Here is a 17,303-nt window from a genome sequence, read left to right as displayed (position 1 = left end):
GGCGAGCCAGCCTGTCCGCACTGCAGGCCGTCACCGCGCAGGGCGATCGATGGTCAATCAGACCTCCAACTGCTCCTCTACACGCTTGAGATAGTGCCGCGCCATGGCCAGGTTCGACCGTGACCTGTCGATCACCAGGTAGATGAAGAGCCCGTGCCCGTTACTGCCGACGACGGGCCGGAGCAGGTGATACTGCGTGCCGAGAGTGATCAGAATGTCGTCAATCTTGTCCTGGAGACCGAGTGTCTCCATCGTTCGCATCTTGGCCCGGATCACATCTGTGTTCCCTGCCGCCGCGACGGTCAGGTCCAGTTCCTTGCCGCCCCCGAGAACACCGAGCGCCATACCGCTGTTGTAGTCGACGACGGCCGCACCCAGCGCTCCCTCGACCTCGGTCAGCAGCATCTTGAGGGAGACATCCACATTGGTCATTCGGTCCTCCGTACGCAGGGCGCAGCCAGTTGCACAGCCAGTTTCACTCCAGACGCTAGCCACCCCGCGTGTTTTCCATAGGCATATGCAACACACTGCGAGCTCGCGGAGCGCTTCTTGCAGTAATGCCTGCTGGACACCTGTCGTATAGAGATCTACGCACGCAGGAAGCCTCCGGTCACGGCCGGGGCCCGGAAGGTCATGACGCTGCAGCCGACAGCCCCTGAGCAACACCCGGCGTGTAAGGACACCCGCTTCACACGAGAGATGTCCGACTCAGGAGGCCTTGCTCCAGGCCGGCGTCGCCCTCAACTCCGCACACTTGCGCGACAGATGATCGCCTAGGCTGCACTGCATGACGCTGCAACTTGTTCAGGTGAACTTCAAAGCCCGGGACGACTCGGCGCTCGGCCAGTTCTGGGCGAAGGCACTCGGCTGGGACGTATCCAGCGAGGGCCCCGGCGTCACCAACCTGGAACCCGTGGGCTTCGACTGGCCGGACCCGTCCGCCGTCTGTATCGATCTCGTCCGCGTCCCGGACCCGGAGACGGTGAAGTACCGAGTACACATCGAGCTCGCCACCACCTCCGAAGCCCATCAGGCGGAATTGGTCGGACGCCTGACAGACCTCGGGGCATCACCCGCCTCTGATAGTTCGGGCGACACTCCGTGGACCGTGATGGCCGACCCGGAAGGCAACACGTTCAGTGTTCTGGAGCCCCGGGAGCTCTACCGGGACACCGGGCCGATAGCCGCCATCGTCGTCGATTGCGACGAGCCGCAGGCCATGGTCGAGTTCTGGGGCGAGGCGATCGACTGGGCCGTCCACGAGCTGACGGACGAGCGAGCGCTGCTGCGTTCAGTCAAGGGTGTGGGGCCGTACCTGGAGTTCCGGCGTACGACCGAAGCCCAGGCCGTACGGAACCGCATCCATCTCGACGTGATGTCCGAGCCCGTCGAGGATCAGGCGAGGGAGGTCGCCAGGCTCGAAGGCCTCGGCGCCAAAAGGGCCGACGTGGGTCAGGGTGACGTCTCCTGGGTCGTCCTGACCGACCCTGCGGGCAACCAGTTCTGCGTCCTCGGTCGGGGCTGACTGATTACCCGTACTCAATGGCCTGGAGCGCGGCCCTCCTAGACCGGCAGGGTGGGCTGGGGTCACCCAGGATGTCGAGGGTCTGGCGGTGCTACGGAGCGAGCCGACGCAGGTGGGCGCCTGCTCACCCCCTCTCCCCCACCGTAACGATGCCGAACGCTGGAGCGCTTGGCGTCACTCTGCGCGACCTGGAGTGGCTGCAGATGCCCGGTCCTGAACCTGGAGCCGGGCATCTCGCAGAGCAAGTCAACACATGGCGGGGACCAGCTCCTCGTCTATCAGGCCCAGAACCAGGCTGGTCTGCCCGGCTGCTGGCCCCTGCCCGCCATGGTCCGCGCCACCTCGACGGAGGTCGCCTGGTCCGGCTTCCACCAGCCCCAACGTCCCGAGTGGGGCGAACTGCCCCTGGGCCCCTACGTCTTCTCGCGCCCGGCCTACGACGAGGCTCTGGCCGCGCCGGTCCCGCTCACCCAGGACCCCCTCGCCTCGCTGCTGGGCGAGTGCTAGCCGAGAGCAGGAGCCCGGCGCCGCCCCTCCACGTCGTGGAAACCCGATCCAGACACCAACTGACCACTCTCGCCAGCCCCCACGCCGTTCGCCGTCGAGCCGCCACCACGCCGGCAGTCCTGTCTGCCTGCGCGCGGGCTACTGATCCGGTGACGTGCGGACGCCCGCTCGGTAGGCGCCGGGGGTGGTGCCCATGGTCTGGGCGAACGTGTGGACAAACGCGCTGGTGGTCGCCCAGCCACAGGCGTGGGCGGTGTCGGTGACGGCGGCGCCTTCGGCGAGCATGATCAGCCCGGTGAAGAGGCGGGCGCGGGTGCGCCACTGGGGGTAGGTCATGCCGAACTCGTCGCGGTACAGCCGCGAGAGGGTGCGCTCGCTCGTGTGCACCTGAGCCGCGAGCTGGGCGAGGGTGTGAGGCTGACGCAGGTCGTTCTCGACGAGGCGGCAGGCGTCGGCGAGGCGTCGGTCCTGTGCGGCGGGCAGGGCGATCGGCTCGGTCGTGACGCGGCGCAGCCGGTCGCGCAGTACCGCGTCGATGTGCCTGGTCTCGGACGGTGTGAGGGTGGTGCTGGTCAGGGCGATGAGAAGTTCGCGGACCAGAGGGTCGACGGCGATGACGGTCGGCTGCCGGGCATTGAGCAGAGGCGTTTTCCGGGTGGGAAAGCCGATGGTGTGGAAGCGGCTCTGTCCGTAGAAGCGGTGCTCGTGCCAGGTGTTCGCCGGGACCCACAGGGCCCGGTCGTTGGAGGCGATCCAGGAGCCGTGTTCGGTGGTGATCGCAAGGACGCCGGAGCTGACGTAGATGAGCTGGTGGTCGTCGTGGCGGTGCCGGTCGATGGTGTCGCCGCCGTCGCGGAACTGGGTGCTGGTCGGCGCGACAGGCGTATGGCGGATCTGCGACATGGATAGGCAGAATACGGGAAGTGCGCCCATGGTGTTCTTCTCCATCGTGGAGGGGTGACATCGACTCAGGAAACAAGCACTCCCCTCCATGCCGATGCCTCGCCAGGGCACTGGCGTCGGATGCGGATCTGGGCCTGCGCCCATGCCGTCGACGACTTCTACCAGGGCCTGGTGCCCGCGACCGTCCCGTACTTCGTGCTGCAACGCGACTTCAGCTACGTGCAGGCGTCGGGGCTGGCGCTGGCCGCAACGCTAGGCAGTGCGTTGCCGCAGGTACCGATCGGGCTGCTGGCCGACCGGTACCGGATGCGATGGATGTCGCCGCTGGGCATCAGCCTGGCAGGGACCGGGGCAGGTCTGTCCGGGCGGGTGACCTCCTACCCGCTGGTGTTCGCGCTCCTGCTGCTGGCGGGCGTGGGCATAGCCATGTTCCATCCGCCGGCGGGGCGCGATGCACGCCGCGCGGCCGGCGGCAGCGCCACCGCGATGAGTTACTTCGCCGCCGGCGGCAGCGTCGGCTTCTTCGTCGCCCCGGCGCTGGTCACACCAGCTCTGGACACCCTCGGGATGAAGGCGACCGCGCTGTTCGTCCCGCCGGCCGTCCTCATGGGCTTCATCCTGCTGCGCCACCACCATCGCACCGCCGGTGCCGCGGCAAGGACGGTTCAGCGTCAGGGCACGGACCGGCCCGGCCTGTTCGCAGCACTGACCGCCGTCGAGATCGTGCGCTCCACCATCTCGACCGGCCTCAACACGTTCATCTCCCTGTACTGGATCCGCCACCTTGAGGCGAGCAGCGGCCTCGGTGGCCTCGCCCTGACCCTCGAACTCGGCGGTGGCGTACTCGGCACACTGCTCGGCGGCCGGCTCGCCGATCGCATCGGCATGGTCCGCACGGTCCAGATCGGCAACGCCGCCATGCTGCCCGCACTGTGGCTCATGCTGATCTGCGACGACAAATACGCCGCGCTGCCTCTGGCGTTGCTGGTCGGGCTGATCTCGAACATCCCGTTCGCGGTGCTCATCAAGCTCGGCCAGGATTACCTGCCCAGCAGGCCCGGCACGGCAGCCGGGGTGACGCTCGGCCTCGCCATGAGCGCCGGCGGTCTGTTCATGCCGCTGCTGGGCATCGTCGCCACCCACTACGGCCCCCGGGGCGCGCTGATGGTCCTCGCCACCGTCCCGATCCTCGCGATCCTGCTCTCAACGGCATTGCGCGAACCGGTCCATCACGAACGGGAGCCCTCCGGGGACGCCCCTCCCCCGACCGTCTGACCCCGCACGGTCGATGCGAGAACCCTGCACGGCATGCGCACGCACGTAGTCGTCCACGACGCGATGCGGCCGATGCCGGCGCTGAACCGGGTGGCCCGGAAGCGTAGTTCGTCGCGCGCTTGCAGCGACAGGAGCAGCGGCACGCTCTGCCCATTCACCGCATAGGTCACCACTAGGAACCGGCCCAAAGACGACCGGATACAGTGCGCGCAACGGCAGTCCGGTTGCTTGAGAAGGGGCAGCGTGACCGACACCAGCGAAACCTCACCCGCCGACAGTGGAGCGGCTGCGGCTGAGCACAGCCGACTGCGCCGCCTGATGCGCTACATCCCCCTCATCGCCCCCGTCCTGCTGTGGGCCGTGCCCTGCTGGGTGCTGCTGCACACCGGCCAGCACTGGCCGCTCCCCGTCACGCTGGTCGGCACCGCACTGTTCGCCCTCGGCCTGATCTGCATGCCGCTCGCGATGATGCGCGGCCACGGGCGGCGGCAGCAGGACCGGGCCGCGATCGTCGGGGACACCCTGCTGGGCACCAGCTGGGTCCTGTTCACCTGGTCCGTCCTGCTCGGCGTCCTGCTGCGGCTCGCCCTGGCCCTGGCCGGCGTCGGTGAGGGCCAGGACCGGGCCCGGATCGTCACCTGGGCGGTCCTCGGCACAGCGGCCGTGCTCCTGGCCTGGGGATACGCCGAGGCCCGCCGGGTGCCACGCGTGCGTCACCTCGACGTGGAACTCCCCCGCCTGGGAGCCGGATTGGACGGCACTCGCGTCGTCCTCATCACCGACACCCACTACGGCCCGCTCGATCGCGCTCGCTGGTCGGCACGGGTCTGCGAGACGGTGAACACCCTGGAGGCCGATCTGGTCTGCCACACCGGCGACATCGCGGACGGCACGGCCGAACGCCGCCGCGCCCAGGCCGCCCCACTCGGCACCGTACGGGCCGGCCGGGCGCGGGTCTACGTCACCGGCAACCACGAGTACTACAGCGAAGCCCAGGGCTGGGTCGACCTGATGGACGAGCTGGGCTGGGAGCCGCTGCGCAACCGCCATCTGCTGCTCGAACGCGGCGGCGACACCCTCGTGGTCGCCGGCGTGGACGACGTCACCGCCGAGTCCTCCGGCCTGGCCGGCCACCGCGCCCACCTCGCCGGAGCCCTCAACGGCGCCGACCCCGACCTACCCGTCCTGCTCCTCGCCCATCAGCCCAAGTTCGTCGACCGGGCGGCAGCCGCCGGCATCGACCTCCAAATCTCCGGGCACACGCACGGCGGACAGATCTGGCCCTTCCACCACCTGGTCCGCATCGACCAGCCCGCACTCGCCGGTCTCAGCCACCACGGCACCCGCACTCTTCTCTACACCAGCCGTGGCACCGGCTTCTGGGGTCCGCCGTTCCGCATCTTCGCCCCCAGCGAGATCACCCTGCTCGTGCTCCGCTCCCCGCAGCGGCCCCCCTCGCCGTAGACCTGACCGGGCTGCAGGGGGGGGTGGGCTGTTCCAGGTCGCGGTCCCGGTCCCGGTCGCGGTCGCGGTCGCGGTCACGGTAGGGATGGTGCGAGGCGTGCCCGGAGCAGGACGACAGCACCCCTCTTCGACCAAGGTGGGTTGAAGACGCGTTCACACGAGCTGCTGATGAGTCCTGCAAAAATGCTGCGGCATTTCGGGAGCCATCAGCCGCCGGCCGCGCAGGGATCTCACTGCACTCACGTGGCATGCTGCGCCGGTTCGCGACACTTCAAGCAGCAATCGCGCGGTTGACTGTTGAAAGTGTTGAATTCACGCGTACCGCCCACGCTATCGATGGAATCCGCGCATTCCGATGGCAAGTACGGGCATCCTTCGAGGGCCGACTGATCAAGGTCTTGTGGCTCACGGGTGCAGCGGCGCCTCATGCCCAAGCCGCCACCGACTCTGCCTGTACCTCTGCGAAGCCGCTGGACACACGCTCGACCAACCCACGCCCGAGCGACGGCTGTCGGCCGCGAGACGCTGCAAACAAGCCAGCTGATCACCGTTGACGAAGGACCGCATCCGTTCCAGGTGTGCCGGCGAAAGGTATCTCCGTACGGTTGGTCGAGGAGGAAGCCAGACATGACGCGCACGCCGAATCTGCAGCTGCGCCGTCTACTTGACGATGCACGATGGACGATGGAACAGCTGGCTCGCTCAGTCAATGCTCTGGCGAGCCACGAAGGAACGTCTCTCCACTACGATCGCACCTCGGTGGCGCACTGGCTCAGGGGTACACGACCGCGCGATCCCACCCCGCGTCTGATTGCCGCCGCGCTGGGCATTCGCCTCAATCGCGCACTCACGCTGTCCGATGTCGGTCTGGCAGCTCCCCCTGCTTCGGGGCCGGCCGCCTCCAGCCTCATCGAAGATCTCCTGAAGACATGCGCCCCTCCCCCTGCTCACGCAGAACAGCACCCTGCGCCGTCAGTTCACACGTCGTCGTCCGGGCAACGCGGAACGACCGCGCCAACACCACGTGAAGCAACAGCTGCGTTCTTCATTCATCTGCACTACCGCTACGGCAGTCATGGCAGCAGTGCGCTGACCACATACATCACGGACGAGGGGCCCCGAGACACCTCTCCTGCGTCACTGACCGATTCCGCGAAGCTCGCCTACACACTCGGCCTGCTCGTCGCAGACCGCGCAGAACCTGGACGAGCGGACACACTGTGGCAGCACACCATTCGTCTGGCGCAGCACGCGGGTTCCCCTGACCTGCAGTCCATCGCCCTACGGGCCCGCGCAGCCCTGGCCCACCGCCGCGGGCAGCACATCACCTCACTCAGCCTGGCCGACGAGGCCCGCCGTTACGCCCAGGCGCCTGCCACTCAGGCCTACTCGGTCATCATGAGTGCCAGCATCCTGGCGGCTATCCACAACGCGCAAGCCGCCCGACGCGCCCTCGACCGGGCCCAGTCGCTCTACCAGGCGCCCGGGGCGCTTGATGATCCCTTCACGACGTACCCAGAAGCCGGATTCCTTTTCCAGCAAGCCCATGTCCTCGCTGACTGCGGTCACCGGCAGGAGGCCATTGCCGTACTCAACGAGTCTCTGGAGCTGCGCCCCGCGGCGGAGTTGCGCAATCGGGCTCTGACTCACGTCAGGCTCGCCCAACTCCTTCTGCCTTCCTCGGCAGCTGCCGCGACGCCCCACCTGAATGCTCTGCTCGATCTGGGTCTGCCCGGGCAACTGCGATCGGACGCCGTCCAGGACGCGCTTCGCGGCCTCGTACGCAGCGTGCGCAACGAGCCGCTCACCCAGCGAAATGCTCAGCTGCATCGATGGGTGACGCGACTGGCGTTACCGGCGCGCTGATTTCCCGTTCACTTGCTTCGCCGGCGTTCCGTGTCCGGGCCGCCTTGGCGACGCCACTTCACGGTCCTGGGGCTGTCGAGGTGCACGACGGACTCGTGATCGGGATCAGTCGACTCACAGTGGTGATCTCCGGGTGCGCATGCGCTCCTTCGCACCGACGGATTGGGCGCGCCGGCGCTGTTCTGTCCGGCGTCAGCGTTCTTCGCTCCGTGGAGCCGCAGTTCTTTTGCCTCCGGCTTTTCCGCCCACTCGTGCAGGAGAGCTCCGGTCATCAATGGGTCGTTCATGCCAAGTTCACTCTCCGCCTCGACAGCCGCCTTCCGAGAGCGATGCTGGTACAGCTCGCACCCGGCCACGAGCCGTCACAGCCACCCGGGTGAACTCACTGTTGCTCTCTGGCCTTCGACTCGCCTCCGCGGACGCGGAGCGGACCTCGTCCTGGTCCGCTGGGCCAAGCCCGATTCTTTGAGGCTGAGTTCAGGTACGGAAAACAGGCCCGCCGGAGCAACCCGCCGAGGGGTCGGCACTTTCCAACGCCTCCACCGCACAGCCCACAGCGGCCCAACGCCAACGTCGACCATGAGAGTCATCGCAGAGTTGATGCCGCCGTGTGACTGGCGTCCCGCGGGTGGGCGCCCCGTGGAGGCAAAGGTCAGGCATCCCCTCCGCACACGGGCCCTCGCTATCACCGCATCCCGCCCTCATCGGCAGCCCTTACGATCACTACACCTGGCGGCCCATCGTGAAGAACTCGGCGTTGGGTTGCAGTGCCGTCAGGTGGGCCATTCGGTTGGACAGGGCAAACAGTGCGGTGATCGCCCCGACGTCCCAGATCTCGTCCTCGGTCAGTCCCGCAGCGCGCGCCCGCTCCAGCTGCGCCTCGGTGAGCGAGGCGGAATCCTGGGCGATCACCAGCGCCAGATCCACGAGAGCCCTGTGCCGGGGGCTGAGCTCAGCGCCGTAAGGGTTCGTGGCTACCTTCTCCGCGATCTCTGGGTCCCTGGTACGGATCCGCAGGATCGCGCCGTGCGCCACTACGCAGTAGGTGCAGCGGTTGGCCCCCGAGGTTGCCACCACGATGAGTTCGCGCTCGGCTTTGGACAGCCCCTCGTCCGAGTCCATGAGGGCATCGTGGTAGTCCAGGAAGGCCCGCAGTTCACGGGGGCGCCGGGCGAGAGCCAGGAAGACGTTCGGTACGAACCCCGTCTTCTCCGCGACCGCCTCGATCCGCTCCCGCAGGTCCTGTGGGAAATCCGCCAGTGCAACGTGTCCGAAGCGGCTCACACTGTGACTGCTCACGCGTCGACTTCCTTTCCAACAGGTTCACTTGGGTGGCCGCGTCGCGCGCAGCCCCCGCTTTGATCGTCACTCCCCCGTTGAGGGCGCGGCACACCACCTGACGGTTGTGGCCTCTCGAGGCGAATCTGCAGGATGAAGAGATGCTGCAGGTCAGCTGACGGGTGCGAGCGCAGCTTGGTGGCGCTTCATGTGGGCCGTGTCGGCGCTTGCCCATCCGGAACGATCAAGGTTCCTCCAGTGCTCAACGCAGGGAGAATGGCGTAGGGAGACAGTTCGGATCCCGATGCTTGCCGGAGACTGGTCCGGGTGTGCTCGTGCAGGCCGAGGCGGGAACACAAGGCAGAGACGGTACGGGTCGCCGTGCGGTGACCGGTCGCGGAGGCTTCGGCAGTTCCCGTTGTTCGCCATATCCAGGCATCACCCGCCCGTTTGGCGAAGTTGTGGGCCGGCAGTGGAGGAGCGTGCGCGGCCGTGCGCAGCTGGATCGGCGGGACCGTCCAGATGGTGGGGACGTCATACGGATCGGATGCGTCTACGGGGGTGGGATCGGTAGGGCTGAGCGCCGCGTCCCAGGTTCGGTCCGTGAGGACGAAGCGACACCCGGAGCGGGCGAGTTCGACCTGCTGTCGTCGCGGCTTCCTGCGGGGGCTGACGGGGACACAGCATCCGCCGCACAGCAGGATTCCCAGGAGGGCGCTGACGTAGTGCCGGCTGTCGTGCACGCTGATGCCCACTCTGTCGTCGTGTTTGACCCCGTGGCCGACGAGCACGCTCGCTACCCGTCGCGCGTGGTAGGCGAGGGCGGTCCTGCTCAGGCACCCTCGCGTGTCGAGAAGCGCCGGCTGCGCCGGACTCGCGTGACTGAGCGCGAAGAATGCTTGGTGGACGAGTTGGTCGGTCAAGGCGGCGGACGACGTCGTAGGGCCCCTGTCGCGTTTGTGTCCCGTTCTGTTGGTCATGGGGCCGGGCAGCAGGCGAGAATGGCGCGCCGTCACCTGCCAAGCCGCTGTCGCATTCATAGGTCGCTCCGTCTCCTTGAAGGATTTCAAGACCTCACTCTGTGAGCGCTTTTCCGGCGCTGGATTCGGCTGGGCGGCACCTTGGCGCAGTGCCCGATGTCGCACGGGTGAGAGAACACGGCCTGTGGGGCGAGATTTCGTGCTCCTGCGATTTCGCCGACGGCGGCGCCTGCGCGGGTGACCTATTCCGGCCAGTCAATGGGCAGGTGGCCGACCGTATCTTGCGCACGCCATCTGATAAAGAGGATTCCGCATCGCACTGAGGGGCAGTGGCGTGCGCCCGGCGCATCCGGTGGCGTATTCGTGCCGGACCGATACTTCGGACCACGAAGGTCTGCATCGCCGCTGAACTGCGAACATGCGGAGCGCTCCCGGGTTCTCCTCGCCCTGTCGCCAACCGCAGCGAGCGGCGCAGATGTTGAATCTGTTGAATCCCGGGAGTGGCCCAACCGATTCAAGGAAGACGCCACTACAGCAACCGCACACCGTCCGCTCGAGCCCGCACGTACCGGACGGCACACGACCGCCCTGTGCGGGCCTGGGATTACCCCGCGCCTCGAATCAAGCGGAGGACAGGAATGGCCACCACTACCCAATTAGTGCGATCAGAAGTTGAATCGATTACGCCGGACGTTCCACGGCTCGTCTGGAAGTACGCACACCACTCGCCCACCGGCGGCAGTTTCACTGCGCAGCACCGACTCACGCACCTTCAGGTGGTGTGGCACGGGGCGCCGGACGGAGTGGTGGTCCGTGCCGAGTCCGAGGGGCTGTGGACCCCGTGGGTGCGTCTGCCGGGCCTGGTGCCGACGGGCGGATCGCGGGGCGACGGCGACTACTTCGGTCTCATCGCGCTCCCGCTCAGTGAACGCTATGAGCTGCGCGTCCCCCGAGGCATGTCGGTGGTGCGCATCGTCGAGCTCTGTCTCGACCTGGACCCTGCGTCTGCCGTGCGTCCCCAACCCGTGAAGGGATTCCGGTTCCCCGAAGGCCAGAGCATCCGCAGCGACTTCGTCTCCCGCGCCCAGTGGGCGGCAGGAGCGGAACTTGATCTGCGCGACTCTGGTCAGCCGGGCAGCCATCCGCAAGTGATCGCTCTTCAGCATGTCTGTGCAGAGGACCTTCTGGAGGGCTCAGCGGACTGCGAGAGCAACGCGTGGCTGAACATGTCGGCCCTGGCTCGATGTTGTTCCGACATACGGGGCCGCGACGAGTTGCCGTGGCACTACCTCATCGATGCTCAGGGATGTATCTGGCAGGGCAAAGCGCCGGCTCCGTGTGCCGCCCCCGGCCGCATCTCACCGCCCGACGACGAAGTGATCATGCTGGGGGTCCTGGGCGGCCGCGACAGTGACCCGCTGGCCGGCGCGCGTGCCGGCCAGGTGACGGCGTGGCTGCTGGCTCTGTTGGCCGGCACCTGCGGCATTCCCCCGAACACGAATCTGGGTACCGCTTCACGCTGGCTGCCCGTCGCTGCGGATCCCGCGTTGTCGTCCCACCTGCCGCTCCTGCGGCGTCAGGTGCAGAACCTCCTGTGCTGAACCGTCGACAGCCGTCCGGCCCTCATGCCCCTACTTGGGAGAGACTCCATGTCAGGTGAAACCGTTACGGGAGCCCACGTCGTGGTGCACACGTTGGAACAGCTCGGCGTGCGGCATGTGTGGGGAATTCCAGGTGGCGCGGTACTGCCGCTCTACGACCCGCTGGCGCGCAGCAGCTCGATCCGCCACGTACTGGTCCGCCACGAGCAGGGCGCCGGACACGCGGCCGAGGGATATGCCCTGGTGAGCGGGAAGCCCGGAGTGTGTATCGCCACCAGTGGACCGGGAGCGACCAATCTCCTCACCCCTCTGGCCGATGCATGCGCGGACTCGGTCCCCCTGGTGGCTGTCACCGGGCAGGTGGACAGCACGGCTCTGGGCACTGCCGCCTTCCAGGAGGCCGACATCTGTGCCCTGGCGGCACCGGTGACGAAGCTGAGCCGTCAGGTCACCCGCGCCGCTGACATCGCCGAGGCACTCAACGAGGCATTCCATCTGGCCGTTTCAGGTCGCCCCGGTCCGGTCCTCGTCGACGTGACCAAGGACGCGCTGCAGGCTCCCACCGCCGTAGCGCCACTGTCCGCAGTGCCGGCTCCGCCCTCCTCTCCGGCGCCGGACCAGGCGGCCATGGAGACCGCCGCGGCCATGATGCGGGCAGCAGACCGGCCCGTCCTCTACATCGGAGGGGGCGTCCTACGGGCGCGGGCCACGGGCGAGCTACGAGATCTGGTGGACGCCACGCACATCCCGGTGGTCACCACCCTTGCCGCTCGCGGTGCCTTCCCCGACAGTCACCCCGCACACCTGGGGATGCCGGGGATGCACGGGACCATCGCCGCGGTCGGGGCGCTCCAGCACGCGGATCTGGTCATCGCCGTGGGCACCCGCTTCGACGACCGGGTGACGGGGAAGGCCGACACGTTCGCACCGCATGCCAAGGTCATCCACGCCGACATCGACTCCGCCGAGATCGGCAAGATCCGTCACGCCGATCTGGCCGTGCACACCGATGCCCGACGCTTCCTGACTGACCTGTACAAGGCATGGGCCCATGGCCGTTCCACTACGGCCCACGAGTCGTGGCGCGAGCAGCTGCGGGCCTGGCAGCACGCCTATCCCCTGGGGTACGAGCCCTCTCGCGAGGGGGCTGTCGCACCACAGGAGGTCATCGAAGCGGTCGGACGCATCGGCGGCACGCACACACGTATTGCCACGGGTGTGGGGCAACACCAGATGTGGGCCGCCCAGTTCATCTCCTACGAGCGTCCGGGGAGCTTTCTCAGTTCCTGCGGCCTGGGGACCATGGGCTACGGGCTGCCCGCCGCGATGGGCGCTCAACTCGCCGATCCCCACAGCCCCGTGTGGGTCATCGACGGCGACGGATCCTTCCAGATGACCTGCCAAGAGCTGTCCACGTGCGTAGCGGAGAGCATTCCCGTCAAGGTCGCTGTGATCAACAACGGCGGTCTGGGCATGGTCCGGCAATGGCAGGACCTCTTCTACGACGGACGCCGCGCACACACCACACTGCCTCGCAGCACCCCTGACATCGCGGACCTGGCCCGCGCCTTCGGCTGTGTGGGGCTGCGCTGCACGCGCCCGCAGGACATCGAGCCCGTCCTGGCTCGCGCTCAGGCCGTCAACGACCGCCCGGTCGTCATCGACTTCCACGTCCGCGCCGACGAGACGCTGTGGCCCATGGTCATGCCGCACTCGAGCAACAGCGCCATTCAGTTCGCACGAAACATGTCGCCCGCATGGGGCGACGACGCCTGATCCAACCCTCTCTCACCAACAGGCACACCACCGCTATCTGAGGAGAACGAACGACATGGACATCATCGACCTGACGGCCGGCCACCAGCACGAGCGAGTCGTGCTGTGCAGGGACGCCTCCAGCGGACTGCGGGCCGTCATCGCGGTACACACCACCCGCCTGGGGCCGGCCCTGGGCGGCACGCGATGTATGCCGTATCCCAGCGAAGAAGCAGCCGTCGAGGACGCCTTGGAACTCTCGCGCGCGATGACGCACAAGAACGCCATCGCCCTCCTGCCGCACGGCGGCGGCAAAGCCGTGATCATGGCCGACCCCGCCACCGAGAAGTCTCCGGCGCGGCTGGATGCGTTCGCCGTCTTCCTGCACTCCCTTGCGGGCCAGTACATCGCCGCCTGCGACGTCGGCACCGCCCCCGCCGACATGCAACGCATCTCGCACACCACCCCCTACGTCACCGGCCGGCCGGCCGAGCACGGCGGCGCCGACGACTCCGGTGAACTCACCGCCTTCGGCGTGTTCCAGGCCATGCTGGCCTGCGCCGAACACACCTGGAACTCCGCGGACCTGTCCGGACGCACCGTCGGCGTCACCGGCCTGGGCAAGGTGGGGCGCCGCCTCGTGGGACACCTGCGCCAGGCAGGAGCGAAGGTCGTGGCCACCGACGTGCTGCCGCAGGCGCGCGCACAGCTCCAGAGCCGCCACCCCGACGTCACCCTGGTCGAGGACGACGACGCCGTACTGGCCGCCGGCCTCGACATCTATGCACCCTGCGCGCTGGGCGGCGCGATCAGCGCCGAGCGGGCCGCCACGATCGAGGCGCGCGTCATCTGCGGCGCCGCCAACCGCCAACTCCAGGAGAGCGGCCTGGACCACGTACTCCACGAGCGCGGCATCCTCTACGCCCCGGACTTCATGGTCAACGCGGGCGGCGTCATCCAGATCGCCGACGAGCTCAAGCACTTCGACGCCGAACGCGCCCGGGCCCACACCCAGCGGATCCGCACCACCACGCGCGAAGTCCTCGCCGAATCCGCCGGCACGGGACAGACACCCCACCACGTCGCCCTGGACCTCGCGGAACGCATCGTGGCACGCGGCCCCGCCACCCAGACGGTCCGCTGAACTCATGGCATGTGAGACTCCCGAGGAAAGGCGCACCACCGTGACCGGCAAGCCCTCCGTGCTGTACGTGACCGACCCGCATTACGGAGCCCAGGGCGGACGTTCCTACGGAGCAGAGGACGTCTTCCTGACCGACCAGCTCCGCGACGCCTTCGCGATCACCACCTGCACACCTGCGCAGGCCACCCACATGCTCGAAGAGCATGACCTGGTCGTGGTCCGCAACAGCGGCCCCGTCATCCACTACCGCCTCGAGTACGAGCAGTTCTGCAAGCAGGCGGCAAGCACGGGTGCGCTGGTCTACAACGAGCTGCGGGGCAAGGCCGACATGGCCGGCAAGGCCTACCTCCCCCACCTCTACCGCGCGGGCTGTCCGGTCATCCCGACCATCGAGGACCACGAGGAATTCAGCGCACTGCCCAGTGCTGCCGGCTACGTACTCAAGCCGCTGTGGGGAGCGGATTCCATCGGGCTTCAGCACCTGTCACCCCGGCAGGCCGCCACCGTCGAGCGGACAGGCAACCTGCTGCAGCCGACGGTTCCGATCCGCTACGAGGTCTCGTTCTACTTCGTCGACGACATCTTCCAGTACGCCCTCAACGCACCTGATCCACAGGCTCGTTGGGCATTGGAACCCTACGAGGCCACGGCCGCCGATCTCGCCTTCGCCCGCTCCTTCATCTCCTGGAACGACATCCGTCACGGCATCCAGCGCGTTGACGGCTGCCGTACCGAGGACGGGCAACTGCTGCTCATGGAGATCGAGGATCTCAATCCGTACCTCTCGTTGGACCTCGTACCCGACAGCACCAGGCGCACGTTCGTCGACGCGTTTCGCACAGCGCTCGGCCGGTACCTCGCCGCCGGGCACCGCGGGTAGCGCAACTGCAGCCGCGCGTACGGCTTATGAGTCGTACGACTTCAGGAGTTGCCAGGCGACGTCGCGGTGCAGGACGTAGAGGATGCCCGAAGGCGGTGCGAGTTCGCGCTCCGGTGCGTGCGGAACTACGGATATGTGTCACGGCGCATGGCATCGCCCCCGTCCGTTCGACCCGAAGCTCTGCGATCCTGGCGTGCGCGAGGGCGAGCAGCGTGATCGCGGCGAGGAGAGCGGCGGGCTCGTTGTCTGTCGCGGGCAGGCCCGGACTTCCCCTCCTCCGCAAACGCGTGCTCCTCACCGTCACTCAGGGGCGTGCTGCTCGGCAGCCAAGCCGTTCCGAGAAGCGGCCGCCGCCGCGGGCATGACGATCACCGTGCGAGTGGTGAAGACTGGACAGATGCCTCGCGACTCCGGCGGACTCATGTTCGTAGCGCTCGGTCTCGTACTTGTCGCCGCCGGCTTCCTCTGGCGGGGACGCGTCCTGCGCCCCCTCTCGGCGAAACGGGCTCAGGCAGCCGTGATCCGGGACCGTTCCAGACATCTGCTGCGTTCCGCGGACATGGCGATCGCCGAAGCGCGCCGCCGGGCCGCACGCGGCGAACCGGCCATCGTCACGGTCGGAGATGTGGCCAGCGTGGCGTGCCAGCACTACGGGCACGTCTTCGTGGAGCGCGAGGAGGCGGCTGCCGCCCTCCGCCAACGCTATGAGGCCGCCGACTGCCGGGTGGACTGCGTGACCGACGCTTTCAACTGACTGTCTGGGCCGGCGCGCTGGATTTCGGAGTTTCGCTGGCTCGCGAGTGGAGCGGCGTCAGTCGCTGCCAGAGGAGCCAGAAGGAGACGGCCGACGCGATGCGGAGGTCTGCGATCAGCGCTCGACGCCGTCGGGGTACGGCGTTCCGTGAGGCCGCCGAGACCGTGTGGGGCACGGGGAAATCGGTTGATCTCGGCCGTGTTTCGCTGCGAGGCGGTCAGATCTGATCGCCCCTGCGGGCAGCTTCGCAGTCGCGGGCGCGCCTGCCACGACCGGCCGTTACCGTGACCTGGCATGGCGATCAGAACCAGCGCGGAACTCATGGCCTGGCAGCCGCCAGCCGAATGGGACGGCCTGAGCGGAGACGAGCGACGGTCCTACCTGCACCAGCACGGCATGCCCACCACGTTGACGCCGTCGGACTGGGACACCCTGGACCGCGAGCAGCGGGGGGTGTTCGTGGAATGGCGCTTTCGGATCCTGTGCGACACCCCCGAGTCCCTTGCTCGCGACCGCGCCTTCAAGGAGGGCGAGTATCGCGAGGGGCTCAGTGCGTGGTCAGCAATGACGATCTGGTGGTGCTTGTGCCTGACCATCGCTGTGGTGCTGATCTGGGGACTGGGCACCGCCAGTGAGCACGTGGGGTTGCGCATCGGAGGGACCGTGTTCGTGGTCATCGGGTACGCGCTGGCGGTCTACGTGCCGATGCGTGTCGCCAAGCCCTGCCCGCCGCAGCCTTGACAGCGCGCACCGCTGGCGGCGGCATGGGTGGCTGGCAGTGCTGTGGCGGCGTGATACCCAACGCCGCGGAGACCACGGTGCGACAACTGAGGTGGTTCATGCCGCTCTCCTATGCGTACGCAAGACCGGGTTACTTCGGATCTGAAGGTGCGTGCGAGGTGCGTGCATCAGTGGGGCGCCGCCTGCAGAAGGCACGTGGCTCAGCCCTTCCCGCCGCGGTGGGATGGTGCTGGCCGCAGTACCTGCCCGGACATCGTTGCCCGGGCAGGGGGCAGCATGGGGAGACTGCTCGGGGCGCGTGTGCCCCGAACGGACGTACTGAAGGGGTTACTTGACGGTGATCGAACCCGCGTAGCTGGCGTTGGCGGCCGAGGTGCCGATGGAGACCGGGACCTTGCCGGCGGGGATGGGCCTCCTGCGAAACGTCCGCTGCAGCACCAACCGGATCACCGACATCGTGCAGACCGTTCTCGTCCTTCACCACGCCTCAACCTCAGGTTGGAAAAGGCTCACTGGCAAAGCAGGCGACAAGCACACTGCACTGGACGAACTGCCCGCTGAGCTCTTGAGTCCTGACGTGCTGCCGTTAGCGACTGTGTCGCATGAGTCCACTACAGGGCCTGTTTCACA

The 17,303-nt window shown here is 67.6% G+C and carries 16 protein-coding genes; 11 read left to right on the top strand and 5 right to left on the bottom strand.

Going from position 1 to position 17,303, the window contains the following annotated elements; translation table 11 throughout:
* Positions 1-57: 57 nt before the first annotated feature.
* Complete coding sequence (locus tag ACVHNB_RS19000) at positions 58-432, bottom strand: hypothetical protein (protein WP_428949947.1); 375 nt, start codon at positions 430-432, stop codon at positions 58-60.
* A gap of 355 nt (positions 433-787) precedes the next feature.
* Here ACVHNB_RS19000 and ACVHNB_RS18995 point away from each other — a divergent pair, with 355 nt between their 5' ends.
* Both ACVHNB_RS18995 and ACVHNB_RS18990 read left to right on the top strand, forming a co-directional pair.
* Entirely contained in the window at positions 788-1,525 is a 738-nt protein-coding gene (locus tag ACVHNB_RS18995) for a VOC family protein (RefSeq protein WP_456228709.1), read from the top strand.
* Positions 1,526-1,693: 168 nt separating this feature from the next.
* The gene (locus ACVHNB_RS18990) at positions 1,694-2,032 is read left to right on the top strand and encodes a hypothetical protein (protein ID WP_456228708.1); all 339 of its coding nucleotides are present in this window, start codon (positions 1,694-1,696) and stop codon (positions 2,030-2,032) included.
* A 138-nt stretch (positions 2,033-2,170) separates the two neighbouring features.
* Here the strand turns inward: ACVHNB_RS18990 and ACVHNB_RS18985 are convergent, their stop codons facing one another.
* Positions 2,171-2,935: an AraC family transcriptional regulator gene (locus tag ACVHNB_RS18985; RefSeq protein WP_456228707.1), complete on the bottom strand. Its 765-nt coding sequence runs from the start codon at positions 2,933-2,935 to the stop codon at positions 2,171-2,173.
* Between the two features lie 120 nt (positions 2,936-3,055).
* Between ACVHNB_RS18985 and ACVHNB_RS18980 the strand changes: the two genes are divergently transcribed.
* The 3 genes from ACVHNB_RS18980 (at position 3,056) to ACVHNB_RS18970 (ending at position 7,540) form a co-directional block, all read left to right on the top strand.
* Complete coding sequence (locus tag ACVHNB_RS18980) at positions 3,056-4,210, top strand: MFS transporter (RefSeq protein ID WP_456228706.1); 1,155 nt, start codon at positions 3,056-3,058, stop codon at positions 4,208-4,210.
* 243 nt (positions 4,211-4,453) lie between these two features.
* Positions 4,454-5,674 carry a metallophosphoesterase gene (locus ACVHNB_RS18975; RefSeq protein WP_456228705.1) on the top strand — a complete coding sequence of 407 codons (1,221 nt, stop codon included), beginning with the start codon at positions 4,454-4,456 and terminating at the stop codon, positions 5,672-5,674.
* Between the two features lie 627 nt (positions 5,675-6,301).
* Positions 6,302-7,540, top strand: coding sequence for a hypothetical protein (locus ACVHNB_RS18970; RefSeq protein WP_456228704.1), 1,239 nt, complete (start codon positions 6,302-6,304; stop codon positions 7,538-7,540).
* 723 nt (positions 7,541-8,263) lie between these two features.
* On the opposite strand, the gene ACVHNB_RS18965 is transcribed toward ACVHNB_RS18970, so the two are convergent.
* Positions 8,264-8,839: a peroxidase-related enzyme gene (locus ACVHNB_RS18965; RefSeq protein WP_428949954.1), complete on the bottom strand. Its 576-nt coding sequence runs from the start codon at positions 8,837-8,839 to the stop codon at positions 8,264-8,266.
* A gap of 185 nt (positions 8,840-9,024) precedes the next feature.
* Positions 9,025-9,798: an AMP-binding protein gene (locus ACVHNB_RS18960; RefSeq protein WP_456228909.1), complete on the bottom strand. Its 774-nt coding sequence runs from the start codon at positions 9,796-9,798 to the stop codon at positions 9,025-9,027.
* A gap of 638 nt (positions 9,799-10,436) precedes the next feature.
* Here ACVHNB_RS18960 and ACVHNB_RS18955 point away from each other — a divergent pair.
* The 6 genes from ACVHNB_RS18955 (at position 10,437) to ACVHNB_RS18930 (ending at position 16,673) form a co-directional block, all read left to right on the top strand.
* A complete protein-coding gene (locus tag ACVHNB_RS18955; RefSeq protein ID WP_456228703.1) occupies positions 10,437-11,399 on the top strand; it encodes a hypothetical protein in 963 nt (320 codons plus the stop codon).
* Between the two features lie 24 nt (positions 11,400-11,423).
* Positions 11,424-13,175, top strand: a complete 1,752-nt coding sequence (gene ilvB / locus ACVHNB_RS18950) for a biosynthetic-type acetolactate synthase large subunit (protein ID WP_456228702.1) — start codon at positions 11,424-11,426, stop codon at positions 13,173-13,175.
* 55 nt (positions 13,176-13,230) lie between these two features.
* Positions 13,231-14,298, top strand: a complete 1,068-nt coding sequence (locus ACVHNB_RS18945) for a Leu/Phe/Val dehydrogenase (RefSeq protein ID WP_428949958.1) — start codon at positions 13,231-13,233, stop codon at positions 14,296-14,298.
* 40 nt (positions 14,299-14,338) lie between these two features.
* Positions 14,339-15,178 carry a hypothetical protein gene (locus tag ACVHNB_RS18940; RefSeq protein WP_456228701.1) on the top strand — a complete coding sequence of 280 codons (840 nt, stop codon included), beginning with the start codon at positions 14,339-14,341 and terminating at the stop codon, positions 15,176-15,178.
* Positions 15,179-15,539: 361 nt separating this feature from the next.
* Positions 15,540-15,932, top strand: coding sequence for a hypothetical protein (locus tag ACVHNB_RS18935; protein WP_456228700.1), 393 nt, complete (start codon positions 15,540-15,542; stop codon positions 15,930-15,932).
* Positions 15,933-16,226: 294 nt separating this feature from the next.
* Positions 16,227-16,673, top strand: coding sequence for a hypothetical protein (locus ACVHNB_RS18930; RefSeq protein WP_428949961.1), 447 nt, complete (start codon positions 16,227-16,229; stop codon positions 16,671-16,673).
* A gap of 327 nt (positions 16,674-17,000) precedes the next feature.
* On the opposite strand, the gene ACVHNB_RS18925 is transcribed toward ACVHNB_RS18930, so the two are convergent.
* Positions 17,001-17,129, bottom strand: a complete 129-nt coding sequence (locus ACVHNB_RS18925) for a hypothetical protein (RefSeq protein ID WP_456228699.1) — start codon at positions 17,127-17,129, stop codon at positions 17,001-17,003.
* Between the last annotated feature and the right edge of the window lie 174 nt (positions 17,130-17,303).

It is taken from the genome of Streptomyces sp. YJ-C3 (assembly GCF_053891275.1).
This window is presented reverse-complemented; position numbering and strand designations above follow the sequence as displayed.